This window comes from Marixanthomonas ophiurae (assembly GCF_003413745.1).
Lineage (GTDB): Bacteria > Bacteroidota > Bacteroidia > Flavobacteriales > Flavobacteriaceae > Marixanthomonas > Marixanthomonas ophiurae.
On the sequence record NZ_QVID01000002.1, the window covers coordinates 238,363 to 259,288 of the forward strand.

13 protein-coding genes are annotated in these 20,926 nt (G+C 34.6%); all 13 read right to left on the reverse strand.

What is annotated here, in order from left to right; genetic code table 11:
* Positions 1–30: 30 nt before the first annotated feature.
* Positions 31–897: a TolB family protein gene (locus tag DZ858_RS11335; protein WP_117159780.1), complete on the reverse strand. Its 867-nt coding sequence runs from the start codon at positions 895–897 to the stop codon at positions 31–33.
* A gap of 139 nt (positions 898–1,036) precedes the next feature.
* On the reverse strand, positions 1,037–3,514 hold the full coding sequence (locus DZ858_RS11340) for an MG2 domain-containing protein (RefSeq protein ID WP_117159781.1): 2,478 nt from the start codon (positions 3,512–3,514) through the stop codon (positions 1,037–1,039).
* A gap of 172 nt (positions 3,515–3,686) precedes the next feature.
* Positions 3,687–5,492: an acyl-CoA dehydrogenase family protein gene (locus DZ858_RS11345; protein ID WP_117159782.1), complete on the reverse strand. Its 1,806-nt coding sequence runs from the start codon at positions 5,490–5,492 to the stop codon at positions 3,687–3,689.
* Between the two features lie 77 nt (positions 5,493–5,569).
* A complete protein-coding gene (locus DZ858_RS11350; protein WP_117159783.1) occupies positions 5,570–6,760 on the reverse strand; it encodes an acetyl-CoA C-acyltransferase in 1,191 nt (396 codons plus the stop codon).
* An 18-nt stretch (positions 6,761–6,778) separates the two neighbouring features.
* Positions 6,779–7,138 (reverse strand): four helix bundle protein, encoded by a 360-nt coding sequence (locus DZ858_RS11355; protein WP_117159784.1) that lies wholly within the window; start codon positions 7,136–7,138, stop codon positions 6,779–6,781.
* A gap of 38 nt (positions 7,139–7,176) precedes the next feature.
* Positions 7,177–9,585: a 3-hydroxyacyl-CoA dehydrogenase/enoyl-CoA hydratase family protein gene (locus DZ858_RS11360; RefSeq protein ID WP_117159785.1), complete on the reverse strand. Its 2,409-nt coding sequence runs from the start codon at positions 9,583–9,585 to the stop codon at positions 7,177–7,179.
* Position 9,586: 1 nt separating this feature from the next.
* On the reverse strand, positions 9,587–10,033 hold the full coding sequence (locus DZ858_RS11365) for a MarR family winged helix-turn-helix transcriptional regulator (RefSeq protein ID WP_117159786.1): 447 nt from the start codon (positions 10,031–10,033) through the stop codon (positions 9,587–9,589).
* 203 nt (positions 10,034–10,236) lie between these two features.
* On the reverse strand, positions 10,237–11,577 hold the full coding sequence (locus DZ858_RS11370) for a T9SS type A sorting domain-containing protein (protein WP_117159787.1): 1,341 nt from the start codon (positions 11,575–11,577) through the stop codon (positions 10,237–10,239).
* Between the two features lie 13 nt (positions 11,578–11,590).
* Entirely contained in the window at positions 11,591–12,847 is a 1,257-nt protein-coding gene (locus DZ858_RS11375; protein ID WP_117159788.1) for a T9SS type A sorting domain-containing protein, read from the reverse strand.
* A gap of 35 nt (positions 12,848–12,882) precedes the next feature.
* Positions 12,883–13,497, reverse strand: coding sequence for a response regulator transcription factor (locus DZ858_RS11380; protein WP_117159789.1), 615 nt, complete (start codon positions 13,495–13,497; stop codon positions 12,883–12,885).
* A 15-nt stretch (positions 13,498–13,512) separates the two neighbouring features.
* The gene (locus DZ858_RS11385) at positions 13,513–16,548 is read right to left on the reverse strand and encodes a ligand-binding sensor domain-containing protein (RefSeq protein ID WP_158548370.1); all 3,036 of its coding nucleotides are present in this window, start codon (positions 16,546–16,548) and stop codon (positions 13,513–13,515) included.
* 77 nt (positions 16,549–16,625) lie between these two features.
* Positions 16,626–18,407, reverse strand: a complete 1,782-nt coding sequence (locus tag DZ858_RS11390; protein WP_117159791.1) for an AMP-dependent synthetase/ligase — start codon at positions 18,405–18,407, stop codon at positions 16,626–16,628.
* A gap of 116 nt (positions 18,408–18,523) precedes the next feature.
* The gene (locus DZ858_RS11395; protein ID WP_117159792.1) at positions 18,524–20,917 is read right to left on the reverse strand and encodes a M14 family zinc carboxypeptidase; all 2,394 of its coding nucleotides are present in this window, start codon (positions 20,915–20,917) and stop codon (positions 18,524–18,526) included.
* Positions 20,918–20,926: the final 9 nt, after the last annotated feature.

Genomic DNA, 20,926 nt, shown 5'->3' on the forward strand with positions numbered 1-20,926 from the left:
TGCAACAAGAAGGAAAGTCTATTTAAGAAACTATTTTGGAACTGCAACCAATGCCAATTTTTTACCATTAGGGCTTAGAGCCAATCGTGTAATATTGGTAATGTTATATTCTGAAAGGTTTGCTACTTCTTGCCATTCTCCATTTCCGAAGAGATCGTACAGAAACAATTTATTTCCGCTCCCAATCAATAGTTTGGATTCACTAAGCCAAATATGATCTTGAATTCCAATTGGAAGTTCTGCAACAAAAAAGCTTTCTAAAGTTTCTATATTCAATTGATAGATGTCATAATTACCATCTTCATTTAAAAAAGTATAGCTCATCGTCCTTTTTGTATTGGGCACTTTATGAATGGAACGACCTGCATTATATTTTAATGTATCTACTTTTTGAGTTTGTAAATTGGTAAGCACAAGATCCAATCCATCAACAGCTAATACAGAAGCTAGAAGTGTGTTTTGGTCTTTAAAAGCGTAATAAGCAACTTGAAGGTTGGGAATGGCTTCTGTGCTTTTTCCATCTTCGTTGTAATTATACAAACGTTGTTTTCCATCTGGATCTAAGCGAACAGCTGTTATTTCATTTGAATTTGGAATTTGTACGGGAGAGTACTCTCCGCCTTTCGTAGGTGGGTTGAAAAAACTTTTTTCTTCTGAAGAAATGTTATAGACTGAAATATCGGTCTGGTCATTATTGTTGCAGGCAAACACAACCGTATTATTATCTATAAATGACGGTTGACTATCATATCCTGAATTGTCTGAGATATTCTGCAGATTAAAAACTTCTAGCCCAGAATATGCAGGATTAACATCCATAACGTATACTTCAGTGTTTTCCTGAGCGATAATAGCACCACCGATTAAAGATAGGAGTAGGGCAAAATATTTTTTCATTTAATTATAATTTTCTTTAAAAATAGCAAACTTTAAGCCAGAATGTAAAAAGCTGTGAATAGAATAAAAAAAAATACGTTTTGACTATGTAATGTGAGCTAGTTGCTTTTTAGTATAAAAATTTTTAAAAACATCGGTTTTATTCAACTTCTAAAAAATCAGTTTTATAGATAGGAATTCCAGTATCGGTAATTCCTTGAATTTCTATTTGAAACGTTCCCCTTTCATCACTTGTGTAAAAAGAAACTTCAGCGTTTCGATAACCATTGGTAACTATATTTGGTTTCCAATAAAGCGTTGTACGCCTATCTTCTCTACTTCTGTTTCTATCTACTAAAGAATAATCAGGTGCGTAAAATTCCCGAGCATTGTAAAAACCAGAAGTTTTAAAATTAACTGAGCCCGGTTTTCTGTCAGAAATATCCACTTTATTTCTTTTACCTCTTTTAGAATAAATTGCTATGATGCCTTGTGCTTCTAGGGCATATCCACCAGATGCTTGACCAGTATTGTGTACATCTATAAAATCTATATCTGTTTGGGGAACAGAACGGGCAGTTAGTAAATCTACTTTGACATCATCTAAATAAAAAGCCGGTTTTAACCCTCTAATATTTACTTCAAAATCTTGTGATGTTTGATTTTCGTAGCCCTGTTTTCTACCAATTCGAACTCCTGGAATATTTGCTATCAATTCCATAAAATCATTGGCTCCATGTGTACCCAATTCACCAACTATTACTCGATGCGATGGTGCAAAGAATCGTGTTCTTTTATTTCTTTCAATCTCCTTGATTTCTTCTTCAGTCGTTACTTTTCCTTCAAGCTTTACTTCGTCCAATAACTCTCTGTCGCCATCATATTTAAAATTCCTGAAAATATTATTTTGTGACTTTTTCTTATACGTTTCAACATCGATATCTTCTTGGTTAAACGGATTGATAACTCTGTTGGGTATGATACTAGGCTTTTGCTTAGGGGGATTCAGAATAATATTAGTATCATCAAAATTTGGTTTTTTTGAAGATATAGCTTCCCCGGCATTAAAATACACATCGAGAGTATCATTAAAAACAAAAGGACCATAGGAAAAGTGTCCGCTTTTATCTGTTTTCTGTGTTTCTTGATAAAACCCATTTTTTCTAAAAGTCAACTTAGTTTCACTAACTTTATTCTGAAAAGGAGATTTTGAATCAATAGTCTTACCGGTTATATAAATTCCTTCTTCCGGTTCAAATTCTTGAAATGGGCTTTTCTCTAAAAACTCTTGCCACGTAAAACGTCGCCAGCCGTGGGTCAACATTGTTAAATCGAGTAGTTGATTTTTTTTAATGGTATCTCCAGCGGTAAAAAAGTAGTTTGGAGATTTTATGTTACCTCTTAAATCAGAGTTTAATAGTAACCACGTTTTAATATTTTCAGAAGTGTTATTTGGTTTAATCAGTTCAGCGTCTGTAACTGAAACAGAATAGGTGCCAGGAACCAATCTTCCTTTTGAATTTTTAAGTTCAATTTCTAAATTTACCTTGTCCCTTGTGGTTGTCGATGTTCCATTGGTTTTTTCAACTGAAATAGAAATATTGTCTTCTTTTTTTATATATGCCAACCGTTCTGCTATTGGTTTTTTAGAGCCATTAAACAGGACAATGTCTAAAACACCTTCTTTTAAATCATCTTTCGGGATTTTTAATAACATAGATTTTTTGTCTTGATACTGAGTATAATCAAAAACAGCTAATCCTCTTTGTTGACCAATAACCAAGGTGTTTTTTAGTCCTTCTTCTTGATTTGTCGAAATATTGATTAATACTTCTTTTTCATCTATTGAAGTGTTCATCACATACCCTTCTTCAAGTGAAGTGGGCAACGGATATACAATATCTTCATTACCTGAACTAACAACCGCACGATATTCTTTGCCCGGTTCTGGGTTTATATAAAAGGAACCGAGACCAAACTCGTAGGTCTTGAAATCCGTAATTTTATTTCCTTGGCCGTCTTCAATTATCCCAACAACAGGATTGGCCGATAAATTGGCACCTTTCATTTTTACCGCCACTTTATTACTCATTCCAGTAATTAAATAGCCTCCTTCAGGATAAAAGCCTATCTCGGGCAAAATCGAAGTTTCTGTTTTTCCAAACTCGTCATTTTTATTTGGACCTTTATTATTTGCATTTAGAGCAAAAACCGGAATTTCTTTTTTAAAAAAGAAATCTTTTGGTTGATTCCTCATGTAGTTGGTATAAGCACGTATAAGATAGGTACCTTCTTTTAAGTCAATAGGCAATTTAAAGTCCCCTTCGGCACTTATTGATTCAGTAAAAAGCTTTCGCTCACTAATTACGTTGTCTTGATCATCTATAAGTTCTACATAAATAACGTTACTTTTTTCACTCATTGTATGGGTAACTCCATTAACAAGATAAGCATTATACCAAATATCTTCTCCTGCCGTGTAATATGGTTTGTCTGTTTGGATGTAAATTTTTTCAGGATATTTTTCAGTGACATATTCGTTTAGTCTATTTAAAATTAGAAATTTTAATCCAGATAAATCAGTTACTGAAAATGCAAGACATAAAAAGCATATTATAAGCATTATATCCTTTTTCATGATAATAGTGTATTGATCTTTCTTAAATATAATAAAATTTTGTGTTTAATTAGGTTATAAACTGATTGTTAATTTAAAGTAGAATAATTACTATTACACTTAAGCTTAAAAAAAGACCTGCAAGATTGGAAAATCTTACAGGTCAAATAGTAATTAGTTTGATATAACTTTATTAAAACGGATAGGTATTTTCTTCCGTTACCTTTTCTGCAATCTTGTTACGTAATTGAACTATATTTGGGAAGTTATCATACTTCGTCCAACGCTTAAGTCCCATTAGCATCGCTTTTTGTTCATCACCTTCAGCAAAGGAGATGATTCCCTCTTTTGCTTTTTGATTAACAATATCTACTGCGTGATATAAATACAGTTGCGCCATGGCTACTTGGTATTCAGCATCTGAATTATCACGCTTATGGTTCTTTTCCGCACGTAGAATAGCACTTTCTGCCATATAGATTTCAATTAAAATATCAGCTGAAGCCAATAATAATTGTTGGTGCTCTTCTAGTTCGGGGCCGTATTTTTTAACGGCACTACCAGCAACCATTAATAATACCTTCTTTAATTTGGCAACCATTGCTTTTTCTTCTGAAAGCACTTTAGAATAATCAGGTGTATCAAACGATGGAATTCCCATCAATTCCTCTCCAACAGCTTGTGCTGGACCTAATAAATCTACGTGACCTTTCATTGCTTTTTTTACAAGCATTCCGACGGCTAACATACGGTTTATCTCGTTTGTACCTTCGTAAATACGAGCAATACGAGCATCTCGCCAAGCAGATTCCATAGGTGTGTCGGCACTAAAGCCCATTCCACCAAATATTTGGATTCCTTCATCAGCACAATTTTGTATGTCTTCAGAAACTGCTACTTTTAAAATAGAGCATTCTATTGCGTATTCTTCCACGCTTTTCAGTTCGGCTTCTTGATGGCTGTTTCCAGCTTCCATACGAAGTGCGATACGCTCTTCGATGTTTTTACCAGCACGGTAGCTAGCACTCTCACCAGCAAAGGCAGAAGTTGCCATTTCGGCTAATTTAGATTTAATAGCACCAAACTTAGCAATTGGAGTTTTAAACTGAACTCGATCGTTTGCATATTTCGTTGCTTGGTCTATTACACGACGTTGTGCATCTAAACTAGCTGCAGCCAATTTAATTCGACCCACGTTTAATGCGTTCATTGCGATTTTAAATCCGTTTCCTCTTTCAGAAAGCATATTTTCAACCGGTACTTTAGTATCGTTAAAAAATACTTGTCGGGTAGAGGAGGAGTGGATTCCTAATTTTTTCTCTTCATCGCCAAACGTGATTCCGTTTTCAGAATCGTTTTCTACTATAAAACCGGTGATGTATTTGTCGTCTTCAATACGAGCAAAAACGATGAAAACATTAGCAAATCCCGCATTTGAAATCCACATTTTTTGTCCGTTGATAATGTAGTTTTTACCATCTTCAGAAAGAACAGCTTTTGTTTTTCCACTGTTGGCATCACTTCCCGCTCCTGGTTCGGTAAGGCAATAGGCACCAAACCATTCGCCAGTCGCTAATTTAGGAACGTACTTTTTCTTTTGTTCTTCAGTACCATAAAGGGTAATTGGCATGGTTCCAATTCCGGTATGTGCGCCAAAAGCAGTCGCCACAGAACCGGTAGCTCCTGAAATATAATCGCAAACCAACATTGTGGTTACAAAGCCCATTCCCAGTCCGTCATATTCTTCAGGAACGGCAACGCCCAATAAGCCCATTTCACCGGCTTTACGCATAACTTCTTCTGTCAATGCGTAGTTTTTCTTTTCAAACTCTTCTTTTTTTGGCCAGATTTCGCGATCAACGAATTCCTTAACAGAATCACGCATCATTTTTTGTTCTTCGGAAAAATCTTCCGGGGTAAAAATATCGTTAGCAGCTGTTTCTTTTACTAGAAACTGTCCGCCGCGAAGTAAATCTTTATTTTCAGCAGTTGTACTCATTTTTTTAGATTTTAGTAGTTAGTATTAAGCATTGAGAATTCTTTCTCGTTACTTCATACTCATATTTCAATACTTAATTAATTTAAAAACTCATAAATTCCGGCGGCACCTTGACCTGTACCTACGCACATAGTGACCATACCGTATTTACCTTGCATATTGCGTTTGCGCATTTCATCGAAAAGTTGAACAGATAATTTACTACCCGTACAGCCCAATGGGTGACCTAATGCAATGGCTCCACCATTTACATTCACAATATCTTTATTAAGGCCTAACTTTCTAATCACAGCAAGAGATTGAGAAGCGAATGCTTCATTTAATTCTACCAAACCAATTTGATCTAATTTCATACCTGCTTGGTCTAATGCTTTCGGTATTGCTTTAATAGGACCAATTCCCATGATGCGAGGTTCAACTCCTACAGCGGCATAGTTTACCATACGAGCGATAGGTTCAATATTTAATTCTTTTACCATTTCTTCGCTCATTACCATTGTAAAAGCAGCACCATCACTCATTTGTGATGAGTTTCCGGCTGTAACGCTTCCACCTTCAGCAAAAACGGGACGAAGTTTTGCCAACACTTCTTTGCTGGTTCCTTTTCTAGGTCCTTCGTCTTTATTTACGGTATAGGTTTTTGTTTCTTTTTTACCAGCGTCGTTTACAAATGTTTCTTCAACATCTATAGGAACAATCTGCTCTTGAAAACGGTTTTCTTCTTGCGCTTTCAACGCTTTCATATGACTGTTATACGCAAACTCATCTTGATCCTCACGAGAAACGTTGTATTCGTTTGCAACAGCTTCTGCTGTTAAACCCATTCCCCAATAATAATCTTCGTGACCTTGTTTGGCCAACTTATAATCTGGTACTGGTTTGTAACCTCCCATTGGAATGTAGCTCATGCTTTCGGCACCTCCAGCGATAATACAATCGGCCATGCCACTTTGAATTTTAGCAGTAGCCATGGCAATCGTTTCTACACCTGAAGCACAGTATCTGTTTACTGTAACACCAGGGATATCTTCAATTTTAAGTCCCATTAAGGAAATTAAACGCCCCATGTTAAGTCCTTGTTCGGCTTCTGGCATCGCATTACCGACAATTACATCGTCTATGCGCTTTTTATCAAGTTGTGGCAACCCATTCATCATATATTGAATGGTTTCTGCTGCCAATTCATCTGGTCTTTTAAAACGGAACAAGCCTCTAGGTGCTTTCCCTACTGCTGTTCTGTATGCTTTTACTATATATGCTGTTTTCATGTCTTTAGTATTGAGATTTTAGTATTGAGATTTTAGAGATTTTTGAAATGAATAATTCATTTTCTGAATCTCAGTTAAAATGTTCAATATTGGTTTTATTTTATCTTCTGAAATTAAATTTAATTCTATAAGCAATATAAGTTGTGTTTCTAATTCATATGATGACCCATTCGCAATTGATAGAAAATGAACAAACTCTTTGGTTGAATTTCTACCTGCTCCTTCGGCTATATTGGAAGGTATTGAAATAGCGCTTCTTTTAATTTGTGAAATAAGCCCAAACTTTTCATTTGAAGGTAATTCAGCACAAATTGTATAAACTGATTTCGTCAGTTCAATAGCTTTATTCCAAATTTTAAGATCATCAACTTTATGCATTGTAACATTACTAATTACTCACTACTCATATCTCACTACTAGTTACGTAGTGGCTTATTCTTCTGAATCATATGCTGTAACCTTTCCAAAGTTTTTCGTTCACCACAAAGGCTTAAGAATGCTTCTCTTTCAAGATCTAACAAGTATTGCTCGCTAACTTGTTGTGGTTCGCTTAAATCGCCACCGGCCATTACCCAAGCTAATTTGTTTGCAATTTTCTTATCGTGTTCACTAATGTATTTTCCGGCTTGCATTTGGTCAGTTCCTACAAGGAATGCTCCTAATGCTTGTTTACCTAATACTTTAATGTCGTTTCGTTCAATAGGTTTTGTGTACCCTTGATCTGCCATCATTCGTGCTACTTCTTTTGCAGCAGCAATACGACGGTTTTTATTTACGACTATAATATCTTTTCCTTTCTTCAGAATATTGGTGTCGAAAGCTTCGTAAGCGGAAGTTGATACTTTTGCCATCCCGATGGTTAAGAAATGTTCTCTTAATGTATTAAGCTCCACATCTCCTTTTTGAAATAAATCTTGAGCGCGAACGGTCATTTCTTTAGATCCGCCGCCGCCAGGAATTACTCCAACGCCAAACTCAACTAAACCAATATAACTCTCTGCGGATGCTACCACGCGATCAGCGTGTAAGGTCATTTCGCAACCACCACCCAGCGTCATCCCGTGAGGGGCAACTACGGTTGGTATTGAAGAATACCGAAGACGCATACACGTATCTTGGAAATATTTAACAGCAGCATTTAACTCGTCATATTCTTGCTCGACAGCCATCATAAAAATCATTCCTACATTGGCGCCCACTGAGAAATTCTTTCCGTTGTTGGCAATTACCAGTCCATCGTAGCTTTTTTCAGCAATATCGATAGCTTTGTTAATTCCGGCCAATACATCGCCGCCAACGCTGTTCATTTTACTTCTAAACTCTACATTTAAAATACCATCGCCAAGATCTTCAACCACAACTCCGCTGTTTTTGAAAACTTCTTTGCTTTCACGGATGTTATCTAAAATAATGTATGAATCTTGCCCAGGAATTTTAACGTGTGTTTTTTCAGGAATACCGTAATAGTAAGTGTTTCCTTCTCGAACGTCGTAGAAATTATCTACTCCGGTTTCAAGCATTTGATTTACCCAAGCTGCGGGTTCTTTTCCTAGTTCTTTTATTAATTCAATTCCTTTTTTAACACCAACGGCATCCCAAATTTCGAATGGTCCGTGTTCCCAGCCAAATCCGGCTTTCATGGCATCGTCAATTTTGTAAAGCTCGTCGGTAATTTCAGGAATACGTTTAGAAACGTAGGCAAATAGCGCACCGAAGTTTTTCTTATAAAACTCACCAGCTTTGTCATCGCCGTTTACAAGGACTTTAAATCTATCAGTTACGTTATCAATAGATTTTGTTTTTTCAAGCGTACCAAAAGAAGCGCGTTTTTTATCGCGATACTCCATAGATTCTAAATCTAATGTCAAGATTTCGCTACTACCGTCTTCTTTTTTAATCTTTTTATAGAAACCTTGTCCGCTTTTACTTCCTAACCATTCTTTTTCCATCATGGTGTCGATGAAATTAGGCAGTTCAAAAATATCGTGCTCTTCATCATCTGGCACATTTTTATGAATACCATTTGCTACGTGTACTAGCGTGTCAAGACCTACAACATCAACCGTACGGAAGGTAGCCGATTTTGGACGACCGATTACTGGGCCAGTTAATTTATCAACCTCTTCAACGGTTAAGCCCATTTCTTTTACTTGATGGAATAAGCTTTGAATTCCGAAGATTCCAATTCTATTACCAATAAAAGCAGGTGTGTCTTTCGCTACAATTGAAGTTTTTCCAAGGAACTTTTCACCGTATTCATTTAAGAAATCAAGCACATCTTGATCGGTTTTTGGTCCAGGGATGATTTCAAAAAGTTCTAAATAACGAGGTGGGTTAAAGAAGTGTGTTCCGCAGAAATGTTTCTGAAAATCTTCACTGCGACCTTCACTCATCATATGAATAGGAATTCCCGATGTGTTTGAGGTAATTAGCGTTCCTTCTTTTCTATGTTTTTCAAGGTTTTCGAATACTTGTTGTTTAATGTCTAGTCGCTCAACAACAACCTCAATAATCCAATCTACTTCAGAAACTTTTGCAATATCATCTTCCATATTTCCAGTAGAAATACGATCTGCAAAATCTTTAAGGTAGAGTGGAGCAGGTTTCGATTTTATAGAATCCTGTAATGATTGATTTACCAAGCGGTTTCGTACTTGTTTGTCTTCAAGGGTAAGCCCTTGTTTCTTTTCTTTATCTGTAAGTTCCCGCGGAACAATGTCTAGCAGTAATACCTCCACGCCAATATTGGCAAAGTGACAGGCAATCCCGCTTCCCATAATTCCGGAACCTATTACGGCTACTTTATTTATTCTTCTTTTAGACATATTATGCTATTTTTTCGGTATATATTTTTTTTGAATTAATCAGTTCTAAAATGGTATTGGCCACTTTGGTAAATGTTTTTAATTCTTCTTCTGAAATATTTTCTTTTACTGCTTCGTCAAACCGAAGCACCACATTTTTTGAAAACTCCCGCATTTCTTTCCCAAAAGGGGTTAAGTGTATTAAAACTCCACGACCATCTTCGGGGTTTGGTTTTCGTTCAATTAAACCTTTTCCTTCCATATTTTTGAGAGTACGTGAGAGACTAGTGGCTTCCATTCCCATTTTAGGACCTAAGGCTGTAGAGGGGGTTCCTTCTTCAGGATCTATACTTATTAAGGCAAATCCTGTCGCCATTGTACTATCTTTTTTACTGGCTTCTTCGTTATACATTTTTTGTACGTTCATCCAAGTAGAGCGCAGTATGTAATCTATTGTTTTTTCTTTCAAAAAGTATTGGTTTAGTTTTTCGGAATACCAAAGATAGAAAATTTTATTATGCGTGCATAGTAAATAAATGTAAAATTTTTCTGATGAATGTTAAATAAACGTTTAGAATAGAAAAGGATTGCGGTATTTACTCTTATTTAAGAAAACGAAAGTATTTTAATCACTCTCGAGGTTTAAGTAATTAGTAATTATATAGAAAAAAATTAATTTTTAATCAATTGCCGAACGGTTGTTTGATTGCCCGATTCAATTTGAACAAAATAAATCCCTTCGGAAAGGTCTTTCGCCGAATAAAAGCTATCCCCCATATTATAATCTCTTACTATCCTACCTTGGCTGTCTAGTATCTTTATTGTTCCTACTTTTACGTTTGAAATAGTAAAAGAACCATTGGTTGGGTTGGGGTATATTTTTACTCTTGAAAGTGGGTTTTCTTCAGTGCTGAGTTCGCATGCTGCTTCAACTTCTTGGCGTGTGTAGCAACCCGAAGAATTTAAAACAATATTACTGTCTTCAGGATTTATAGATAAATAATTGCATACGCTTTGTACAGCACAATTGGAAAGCATTGAATTTGTCTGGATATATAAATACGTAATTGTTGTTGGGTCAATATTGCGTATACCATCAATATTTGTTAATTGATTGTTTGACGATATACTTAGCTCTCCATTAATACTGTTTACTAAATCAAGTCCGGTAAGTGATGGAGCTTTTGTGTTTGTTACTCTAAGATCACCTTCCACTGAGGTTAAGCTAGCTAAGCTATTAATATTTGATAAGTTATAATTTCCTGTAATAATTAAATTTCCTTGTATTTCGGTTAGAGATTCAAGACCTGATAATGATGTTAAAGAATAGTTCTGAGCTAAAATTAATTCGCCAACACTATTTAGGTTATTTATCCCAGTAAGGTTTTCGAGTGTTTCATTATCATAAATATATAATCTTTCTCCGATATTGTTCAGATTTTGAAGGCCATTTAAATTTGTAAGTAAAGGGCAGTTTTCTATATTAAAACCTCCTGAAACTGTAGTAAGGTTACTTAAACCATTAAGAGATGTTAATTGTCCGTTTTCATTTATAATAGCAATGCCGGGGATAGTAGTTATTTGACTTAAAGCGGAAATATTGCTAAGGTTGTTATTTCTCCCAATTAATAAAGAACCGCCTATCTGTGATAAGTTTTCTAAACCGTTTAAATTATTTAGTCCGCCATTAGTTCCAACTGTTAAGTTGCCACCTATGTATTGTAAACTATCCAATCCGGAAAGGGAACTTAAATTTGTAGAATTTGCAATCGTTAAATACCCCTGAATAGTTTCAATATTAGAGAGGCCGTCTAGGTTGGTTAGACCAGGGGAACCTGATGATATATCTAAAAAACCATCAATATTGGTGCAATTGGGATAGTTTGAAGCAAAATCATCTACATCTTGCTGAAAATTAATTATAACAGGACCAGGAGGGCATTGTGCATTCGCTTCAAGATTAGAAAAAAGAAACGTTGTAGTAAATATCAATAAGAATATAATTTTTTTCATTTGGATTTAGCTATTAATTTTTAATCAATTGTCGAACGGTTGTTTGATTCCCCGATTGAATTTGAACAAAGTAAATCCCTTCGGAAAGGTCTTTCGCCGAATAAAAGCTATCCCCCATATTATAATCTCTTACTATCCTACCTTGGCTGTCTAGTATCTTTATTGTTCCTACTTTTACGTTTGAAATAGTAAAAGAACCATTGGTTGGGTTGGGGTATATTTTTACTCTTGAAAGTGGGTTTTCTTGAATACTGAGTTCGCAGGATGCTTCAACTTCTTGCACTGAGTTACATCCAATAGCATTTGTATCAATAACGGCGTTAGCAGGATCTAAATTCAAAAATTCACACACACTTTGAACTGCACATTCAGGTAAGTTTTCATTTTGAAAAATTTGAAGTTGTGTTATAGTAGTGGCATCAATATTTTTTATATCTTCTATATTTGATAACGAGTTATTAACCGAAATATTTAAAGTTCCCCCAATACTTATTAAATTTTCCAAACCATCTAGGCTGGGAAGATTTGTTTGATTTTGAATCAGTAAATTACCGCCAATTGAGGTTAGATTTGCCAAATTACTCAATGTTATCATTTGTGGATTTCTGCTTAGGGTAAAATTTATTCCAATTTCAGATAAATTATCCAAACCTTGCAATGTAATTAAAGAGCTATTTTCAGAAATACCAAAAGACCCTCCGATTTGGCTTAAACTTTCCAAGCCATTGAGATTATGAAGTTGGGAGTTTAAATAAATAGTACAGTTATTTCCAATATTAACTAAATTCTGTAGTCCCATTAGACTTTCCAATGCCTGATTCTGATGAATGTTAAGTTCTAAAGGAATATTTGTAATCCCTTCCAATCCGGATAATGATAGAAGACTTTCATTTACTATTAATAGAATTCTACTCACCGAGGTTATGTTTGCCAAGGCTTGAATATTTTGTAGATTGTTATTGTACTCTATTAATAAAGATTCAATGGTTTGAAGGTTTTCCAATCCGTCTAAATTTTCAAGAGTCGTGTTATTAATTTTCAAAAATCCCCCGATATTTCTAATTTGAGACAATCCATCAAGGTTGCTTAAATTTCCTGCAATAAACACATCTCCTACTATTTCTGTGCAACCTGGATAATTTGATGGAAAGTCATCAATTTGTGTTTGGGAAGTAAATGTTATTCCATTGGGTAAACATTGTCCCGTAAGAATGAATAAATTTCCAAATAAAAGAATTAGAAAAAGGATTCTGAAATTAATATTTTTCATTTTGAATAAATTATTTTTATATAGAAAATCTCACTTTAAGAAACTTCATATAAATTAGACCGCATCGCAAACCCTACAAGTTCGCCCACAGTATTTAAGTCTAACTTCTTTTTAATGTTTTTTTTGTGCTTTTCTACAGTGTGGGAAGATATATTGAGATATTCGCCGGTTTCTTTACTGGTTTTACCAGAAGCAATCACTACCAAAATTTCCTTTTCCCGTTTGGTGAGTTCTTCAAGCTGCTCAGTATAATCTGAGTTCTCAATAATGCTATCGTTTTCCTTTTGGTAATTTAAGTAAGCGAGGTCTATTGTTACCTTTAACTGAACTTCATTGAAGGGTTTTAACAAATAGGCAAAGGGCATGGTTTGTTTAGCTCGTTTCAAAATATCGTGCGAGTCGTATGCTGTTAGATAAACAACGGGCACAGTTTTAAGTTGTTTAAACTCGGTCATGATATCGATGCCATCTTTTTCTTCATTTAAATTAATATCACAAATTATAACGTCAATATTGTTTGCTTTAAAATGAATATATGCTTCTTCATAATTTCGAGCGGTTTTAACGTGTATGGAAGTGTCTTTTTCTAACAACAACTTAATGTCTTTAGCGATAATAAATTCGTCTTCAATTAGTAAAATTTGTCTCATACTATTGTGATGGTTTTATGAAATACAAGGAATTTTTATAGTGTTTATAGTACCATTAGAGCTTTCTGTATGGATAGTGCCATTTAATTGATACACCATTTCGGTTACCATGTCTAACCCTAATGAATCTTGTTTTATATCTGTTTTTTTATAACCTACACCGTTATCTTCAATTTTTAATGTAATGGTGTTCATTTCTTCTTTACAGGATATTTTTAATAGATTTTCATTGTTATAGGTTTTGAACGCATATTTAAAGGTGTTGGTGATTAATTCGTTTAATATCAATCCAACTAATGTTATATTCATTTTGCAGATTATGTTTTTATCTAAGTCAAATTGTATTTCAAATTTCGCAGAATTTTCATCGGTTAAGGTTTCCATTATTTTTACGGTAAAGTTATTTATAAACTCACCTATGTTAACTTCATCTGTCTTTGAACTTAATTCCGCTTGAACGTAAGAAATAGCTAAAATCCTGTTTTTGGCAATGGTTAATATTTCTTTTGAATGGTTATCTTTAATAGAGTTGGTTTGAATATTTAATAAACTGGATACTATCTGTAGGTTGTTTTTAACGCGATGACTCAATTCTTTCATTAAAAATTCGATATTATCTCGTTGTTTTAAAATTACCTCATTATAGGCTTTAAGATCTTCGTTTTTATTAATTAAGTCTTCTGTGCGCTCATGAACGATACCTTCCAATTTCTGTTTATCACGTTTTAGCTTTCTGGTTTTATATAGATAGAAAGCCACGCCCAAAAGTAGTATGAATAGGATAGCCGATATTCTAAAAAGTGATGTTTGGTACCAAGGTGGTATAATAATTAAGCTTACTGTTTTAATAGTATCACTCCACACTCCAGCATCGTTTGATGCTTTTATTTTTAGGGTATACTTTCCAGGGTTTAAGTTGGTATAGGTAACACTCCGTTTACCACTTGGCGGACTCCAAGCCTTGTCAAAATTATCCAGCTTATATTGATAAGATACTTTCTGTGGGTTTAAATAATTTAAAGCTGCAAAATTGAATGTTAGAACATTTTCTTCGCTTTTAAATCGTAACGTGTCTTTATAAAGTTCATTTTGTTCAATGGGTTTGTTAAATAACTCAACTGACTCTATATAAACTTTCGGTAAGAAGGGGTTATCAACAATATCTTCTGGTTTAAACATATTAAAACCATTAATTCCACCAAAATAAAATGTTCCATCAGAGTCTTTAAAACCTGCTTTTCCGTTAAACTCATTGTCTTGAAGACCGTCTTCTTCTGTATAGTTTTTAAAAGTATTTGTAGTTGTATTTAAAACGGAAAGACCATGGTTAGTGCTCATCCAAACTTGGTCCTTTTTGTCAATTAAAATATTGTAAACAAAATCGTTTGTAAAGCCTTTTTGTTTGTAAAAAAGAGTTGTTTCATTGGTGCTTGGGTTTAATTTAGTTAATCCAGAACTGGTACCAATCCAAATAATTCCTTTTTTATCTTCTTTAAGTGCAAAAATCCTATCGTTTGTGAGTTGATTGCTTTCAGAAGTATTTTGGGTGTAGGTTTTAACCCATTTTCCTTCTGAAAGTTTATATAGCCCTTGATCAGTACCTAACCATAAATTATTTTTTGAATCTTTAAGGTAGACCCGAACCCTATTTAACTGTTTACCATTTACTAAGATTGAACTAAAAGTTTCAGTTTGTGTGTTAAACTCACTAATTCCGCCTGCCCAAGTGCACAACCATAGTTTGTTATTCGGCATTGGAATAATGGTAAGCACCTCGCTATCTGATAGGCTGTTTATAGTCGTATCGGAAAGCCACTGAGTAAAAGTGTCCGTATCTGGATTATACTTCATTAGACCATCATAAATACCGCCTGCCCAAAGGGTGCCGTTATTATCTTCGGCAAAACAATAGGTTACTCCTTTTTTTCCGGTCTCGTATTGTTTAAATGTTTTGTTATTGAAATTATACTTGAGTGTCCCATTTGTGGTCCCAATCCATAAAATAGAATCATTTCTTTTAAAAAAAGGAAAAACGCTAATGCGTTGATCATCTTTTTTAGATTGTAATTTAACCTGAACCGATGTAAACTTTTTTTGATACTTATTAGTATAAAAGACTCCTTCACCGGCTGTGCCCATCCATAGGTTGCCTTTGTCATCTTTTACAAACTGTTCTATTAATATATTTTCGTATACTTTAGACTGTTTATCTTTAAAAGTGATTTTTGTTGCTTTATCACTAATAGTATTGTAGAAAAAAGTACCTTGATTGGTCGCTATGTATATTTGATCAGTATCTTTTTTAAATAAATACTTAATTGAATTATTAAGAGCCGTTTTAGAAAAACTATTATTAGTTAAATTGTGTGTAAACAATCCTTTATTGGTACCAATGTATATGGTGTTTTTATTTTCAAAGAAGCTCGTTACCGAACTTTGATCAAACTCTTGTAAGGAATTTATTTCTTTTGTTGAAATATTAAAGGTAAGGATGCCAGAGGCCGTTGTTGCAAGCCAATACGTGTTTTCTGAAACTTTTATAACGTCACTTATAAAATTTTCTTTTTTGATTTTAGGGAGCGTAAAAGTTTGTGTATCCTTCTTTTTTCGATCATAGATTATAAAATGGTTTTTGGTAGAAAAAAGGAGAAATTTTTTATTGACCTTTAAAATTTTGTAGGCAATATTTAAATCTCTGTTTTCATTTTCTTCAAACAAATTAAAAAACCTGTTTTCTGAAAGCTTAAACCCAGAAATTCCTTTGGAGTTGGTGGCAATCCATAAGGTGTCATTAATAGCTAATAAACCACGAATATGATCATCTGTAATGGAGGAGCTATCTTTGGCGTGTGCTACATATGGTTTAAACTTATAACCGTTAAACCTATGTAAACCATCTTCGGTTCCAACCCATAAGTAGCCAAGATGATCTTGGGTTAAAGTCTGTGCGTTTAATTGAAGTAGTCCAGCTTCTTGCCCCAGTTGATTTATTTGAATTATCTGCGTTTCTTGAGAAAAAACTTTAAAAAAAGTCAACAAAAAGACAATCAAAAATATTTGGGGAATATTTTTTAGCGTACTTTTTGAGGAGAAGTAGGGTGTAATAATGTTTTATGTGAATTTAAGGGTTATTGATTTCGTTCATAAATCTTATCATATAAATCTTGATATTTATTTTGAATCACTTTACGTTTCATTTTCATGGTAGGGGTTAGGTGTCCTTCTTCTATACTCCATACATCTGGAGTAAGTTCAAACCTTTTAACTCGCTCCCATTTTCCGTAGCGCTCGTTATAAAAATCAACTTCTTTTTGAATACGTTTAATAACCTTTTCGTTTTTAATAATTTCTTTAGGGTCTGAGGAAAGTTCACGACCTTTTTTGGCTCCCCAGTCTTTTAAAAACTCAAAGTCTGGTTGTATTAAAGCTGCTGGCATTTTTTCACCTTCACCCACTACTAATATTTGTTCTATGAAACGGGACTGTTTCATGTCATTTTCTATTAGTTGTGGTGCTACATACTTACCACCACTGGTTTTAAACATAGACTTTTTACGATCTGTAATTTTTAAGAAACCTTCCTTATCAACTTCACCAATATCACCTGTATGGAAGTATCCATCTATTAATACTTCGTCTGTTTTTTCTTGATCTTTATAATATCCACACATTACCTGTGGGCCTTTTATTAAAATTTCTCCGTCATCGGCAATTTTAACTTCGGTTTCTCTTAATGGCTTTCCAACAGTGCCAATTTTAAAGCCTTTGTCTCGCATATCATTAACAGCGACAACGGGGGAGGTTTCAGTAAGTCCATACCCTTCCATTACAGGTATTTCAGCAGCATTAAAAATCCTTGCCAAGCGTGGTTGTAAGGCTGCACTACCACTGGCAATGGCCATTAACTTACCGCCTAAAGCCTCTTGCCATTTACTGAATATTAATTTACGAGCTATACTTAACTTAGATTCGTACCACCAGCCATTTTCTCCATACGGTTCATACTCTAAACCTAGTTCTATGGCCCAGTAAAATAGCTTTTTCTTTATACCTGATAGCTCGGCTCCTTTGGCATAAATTTTATCGTATACTTTCTCTAATAACCTTGGTACGGCACTCATTACGTGAGGCTGTACTTCTTTTAAGTTATCACTTATAGTATCAAGTGATTCAGCAAAGTGAATTTCAACACCTGTATATTGGTACATGTAAAGAAGCATGCGTTCGTAAATATGACAAACAGGTAAAAAGCTTAACGCCTTAGATTTACCTATAACAATGGGTAAGCGTTCTGAACTATAAATGGCATTACTGGCTATGTTTTTATGTGATAACATAACCCCTTTTGGTCGGCCGGTTGTTCCAGAAGTATATATTAAAGTTGCTAGGTCGTCTTCTTTAATTGCGTCTTTTCGTTTTTCAACTTCATCTTGATTGCTATCATCTTTTCCTTTTTCAAGAACTTCTTCCCAATTAGTACAACCATCAATTTTATCAAAGCAGTACACCTCTTTTAATGAAGGTACATTATCCTTTATTTTATTGATTTTTTCGAGTACTTCTTCACACGAAACAAAAACATACTTACATTCACTATGATTTAATACGTATTCGTATTCATCTTCAGAAATAGTAGGGTAGATAGGTACATCTTGCGCACCCGTCTGCATAATACCAATATCACATATGTTCCATTCAGTGCGGTTGCTCATTGATATGATAGCAATTTTATCATTTGGTTCAACTCCCATTCTAAGTAAAGCTCGGCTTAATGCATTTGCCTTATCTATATATTCTTTTATAGAAGTAGCTTTCCATTCACCATCATATTTTGTTACCAAGGCTTTTTGTTGCGGATGGGTTTCAAGTTGATAGTATGGAAAGTCAAAAAGTCTTTTAGGGTCTGTCATGATCAGTATTTAATGTATAGGTGCAAAATAGTAATTTTTTTCAGAATGCAACAGAAAAAAAATGGAGCAACTAAATTTAGTTGCTCCATTAAAATTAAGGATAATTTTTTAGAATACTATTGTTTCACAATTTTAAAAGTTTGTGAAACTTCATTTGAAGTAAGTTTTAATAAATAAATTCCTGATGCATACTTACTATAATCTATAGTTTGCGGTCCAGTATTTATTTCTGAAACAAAAACCCGCTGCCCTTGAATGGTAAAAAGTTCAGCAGTATAACTACTAAGAGCAGTATCTATGTTTAAAAGGTCATCGACAGGATTTGGGTAGATATTAAATTGATTTTCAGAAATATTTGAAACTGATAATCCAGAATCATCAACTATATTAATGGTTAAATCGTCAAAATAGAATCCATCACCTCTAACGCCACCATCCGACTCAAACTGAAACCGAACCAAAATACTTTCACCTAAATAGTCGCTTAAATCAATTTCTTCAAGTATCCAATCGCTTTGCTCACCATCATATAAGGGTTCACCTGTCGGTTGCCCGCTATTCGAGCTACCATTATTTGTGTATTTACCACATTGAGGCGTCCAAGTAACACCATTATCAGTAGAAACTTCAAACTGCGTGTAATCCCAATTATTTTCAATTTCCCACTTTGCATTAAAGGTAACATTAGCGCCAATAGCATTGGTTAAGTCAATTGCATTTTTTAGAGTAATTGTTTTATTTGCATTATCTTGATAATTGCCATTGGGCGAATCAGTTATAGAACTTGGTGCCGATACAAATGTTGATGTACTAATTCCCCATCCATTGTTGTTAAAATTCGTAGTAACGCTTTCACCCGGATCTTCAAAAACGGCTTCTAAGGCACCAAATTTTTTGGTGATTAGGGTAGTGGTATCATAGCTTCCATTGTTTACAACTAACTCGTAAGCTATTTCGTCTCCGGGTTCTACATCTGTGGAAAGAGAATATTGAATACTTCCGGTATCTTCATCTAATAGACTTAGTCCGTTAAAAGATAATGGACTCCCAACTGAGATAATGTTAGCTGAAACTGGATTCAGATTAACTGTAAAATCACCGTTGCCATTAATTCCTAATCGTTTAATGCTAAAAGTAGCATTGTTTGAAGTAGAGTTTCCTGTAAAAGCAGGGGCAGTGTTTGTTACTTCAGCAAAGTTATTTACCATTTTAGCCGAAGTTATATTGAGATACATCATTGTTTTAACCAAAGGTTCAATTTGATTAGAAGGAGGCCAAAACTCTGGACCAATCTCGGGCGTCATAGCATAGACTTTATCGTGTGTTCCTACCGTACCGTACATAAAATCGTCACTATCACCCGCGGCAGGGTATAATTCTGAAGATAAAATGTTATTGAAACCATTTCGGGAAACTAATTCTTCCGAAATACCTACAAATAGATCATTTTCGGGAGTAGGGGCATTGTCAGTATATCCATAAGGATACAAAAGTAGATCTCCTGATGTGTGGTTGTTAAAAGCCATGACAAAATTATGGTTTTCAACAAACCACTTTATAGCTTGTGTTTCTACTTCTGAAAAAGGAGCAGGACCGTGATAGGTTGGATCACTGGTATTTGCAGAAGCTCCTTCACCACCCCAAATACCATTGTTAGGGTCACCATTAATATAGTACTCGTAGTTACGGTTTAAATCTGTACCATAACTGTTTTTTCTGTTTTTACGCCAAAAGCCACCTCCGTTCGGGTCTGTTTTCTCGTTGTATAAATAGCCGTCAGGATTTATTACGGGTACGAAGTATAACTCAGTATTATTCACAATACTTTGTACTTCTGGGTCTGAATCATAATTTTCCAATAAATACCACATATAGAAAACTAGTTGAGAAAGCGATAGCGGTTCTCTTGCGTGATGTATAGCGGTATATAAAATTTGTGGTTCATCTTCTGAAGTATTTTCAGGGTTGTCACTAATTTTTACCCATTTAATACCATTTCCACCAATAGATGGAGTGGTTGAGTTATCTGGTGTTCCTTCGGTTAAAAAGTTACTGATGTTCTCTTTTGAAGTAATTAAATCTGGATATTGAGCACGCATCGCATCCAACTCATCTAAAAGCTCTTGATACGTTAAATAGCCACCCATAGAGCCTAAATTGAAATTAGCCGGAGTTTCATAGTCTTCTGAAGCAGTATCACAACTTGGGTTTACAACAGGTTCTTGCAATCTATTACGCTGAAGAAAATATTCTTTACTGTCTTCTATTAAAATATCGACATTGAAACCTGCATTACGTGCTGTTTCAATTTCAGAAACAGAATAATCTGATATAATAAAATGACCTTTTTTTCGGGTTCCATGCTCAACAGGAACACCTAGGGAAGCTAAACGAGAAAGGTCGTCGGAGGAATTATAATGTATTTTTGCACGTTGGTATTTTTCCTGAACTTCTTGAGAAAAAAGAAATGATGAGGTCAATAATAAAATTAGAAGTATTGTTTTTTTCATAATTGGGTT

Excerpts from the sequence above, each read along its gene's own strand:
- DZ858_RS11350 (WP_117159783.1), bottom strand. The coding sequence starts at position 6,760 with ATGAAAACAGCATATATAGTAAAAGCATACAGAACAGCAGTAGGGAAA.
- DZ858_RS11375 (WP_117159788.1), bottom strand. The coding sequence starts at position 12,847 with ATGAAAAATATTAATTTCAGAATCCTTTTTCTAATTCTTTTATTTGGA.
- DZ858_RS11360 (WP_117159785.1), bottom strand. The coding sequence starts at position 9,585 with ATGTCTAAAAGAAGAATAAATAAAGTAGCCGTAATAGGTTCCGGAATT.
- DZ858_RS11335 (WP_117159780.1), bottom strand. The coding sequence starts at position 897 with ATGAAAAAATATTTTGCCCTACTCCTATCTTTAATCGGTGGTGCTATT.
- DZ858_RS11355 (WP_117159784.1), bottom strand. The coding sequence starts at position 7,138 with ATGCATAAAGTTGATGATCTTAAAATTTGGAATAAAGCTATTGAACTG.
- DZ858_RS11390 (WP_117159791.1), bottom strand. The coding sequence starts at position 18,407 with ATGACAGACCCTAAAAGACTTTTTGACTTTCCATACTATCAACTTGAA.
- DZ858_RS11380 (WP_117159789.1), bottom strand. The coding sequence starts at position 13,497 with ATGAGACAAATTTTACTAATTGAAGACGAATTTATTATCGCTAAAGAC.
- DZ858_RS11340 (WP_117159781.1), bottom strand. The coding sequence starts at position 3,514 with ATGAAAAAGGATATAATGCTTATAATATGCTTTTTATGTCTTGCATTT.
- DZ858_RS11395 (WP_117159792.1), bottom strand. The coding sequence starts at position 20,917 with ATGAAAAAAACAATACTTCTAATTTTATTATTGACCTCATCATTTCTT.
- DZ858_RS11370 (WP_117159787.1), bottom strand. The coding sequence starts at position 11,577 with ATGAAAAAAATTATATTCTTATTGATATTTACTACAACGTTTCTTTTT.
- DZ858_RS11345 (WP_117159782.1), bottom strand. The coding sequence starts at position 5,492 with ATGAGTACAACTGCTGAAAATAAAGATTTACTTCGCGGCGGACAGTTT.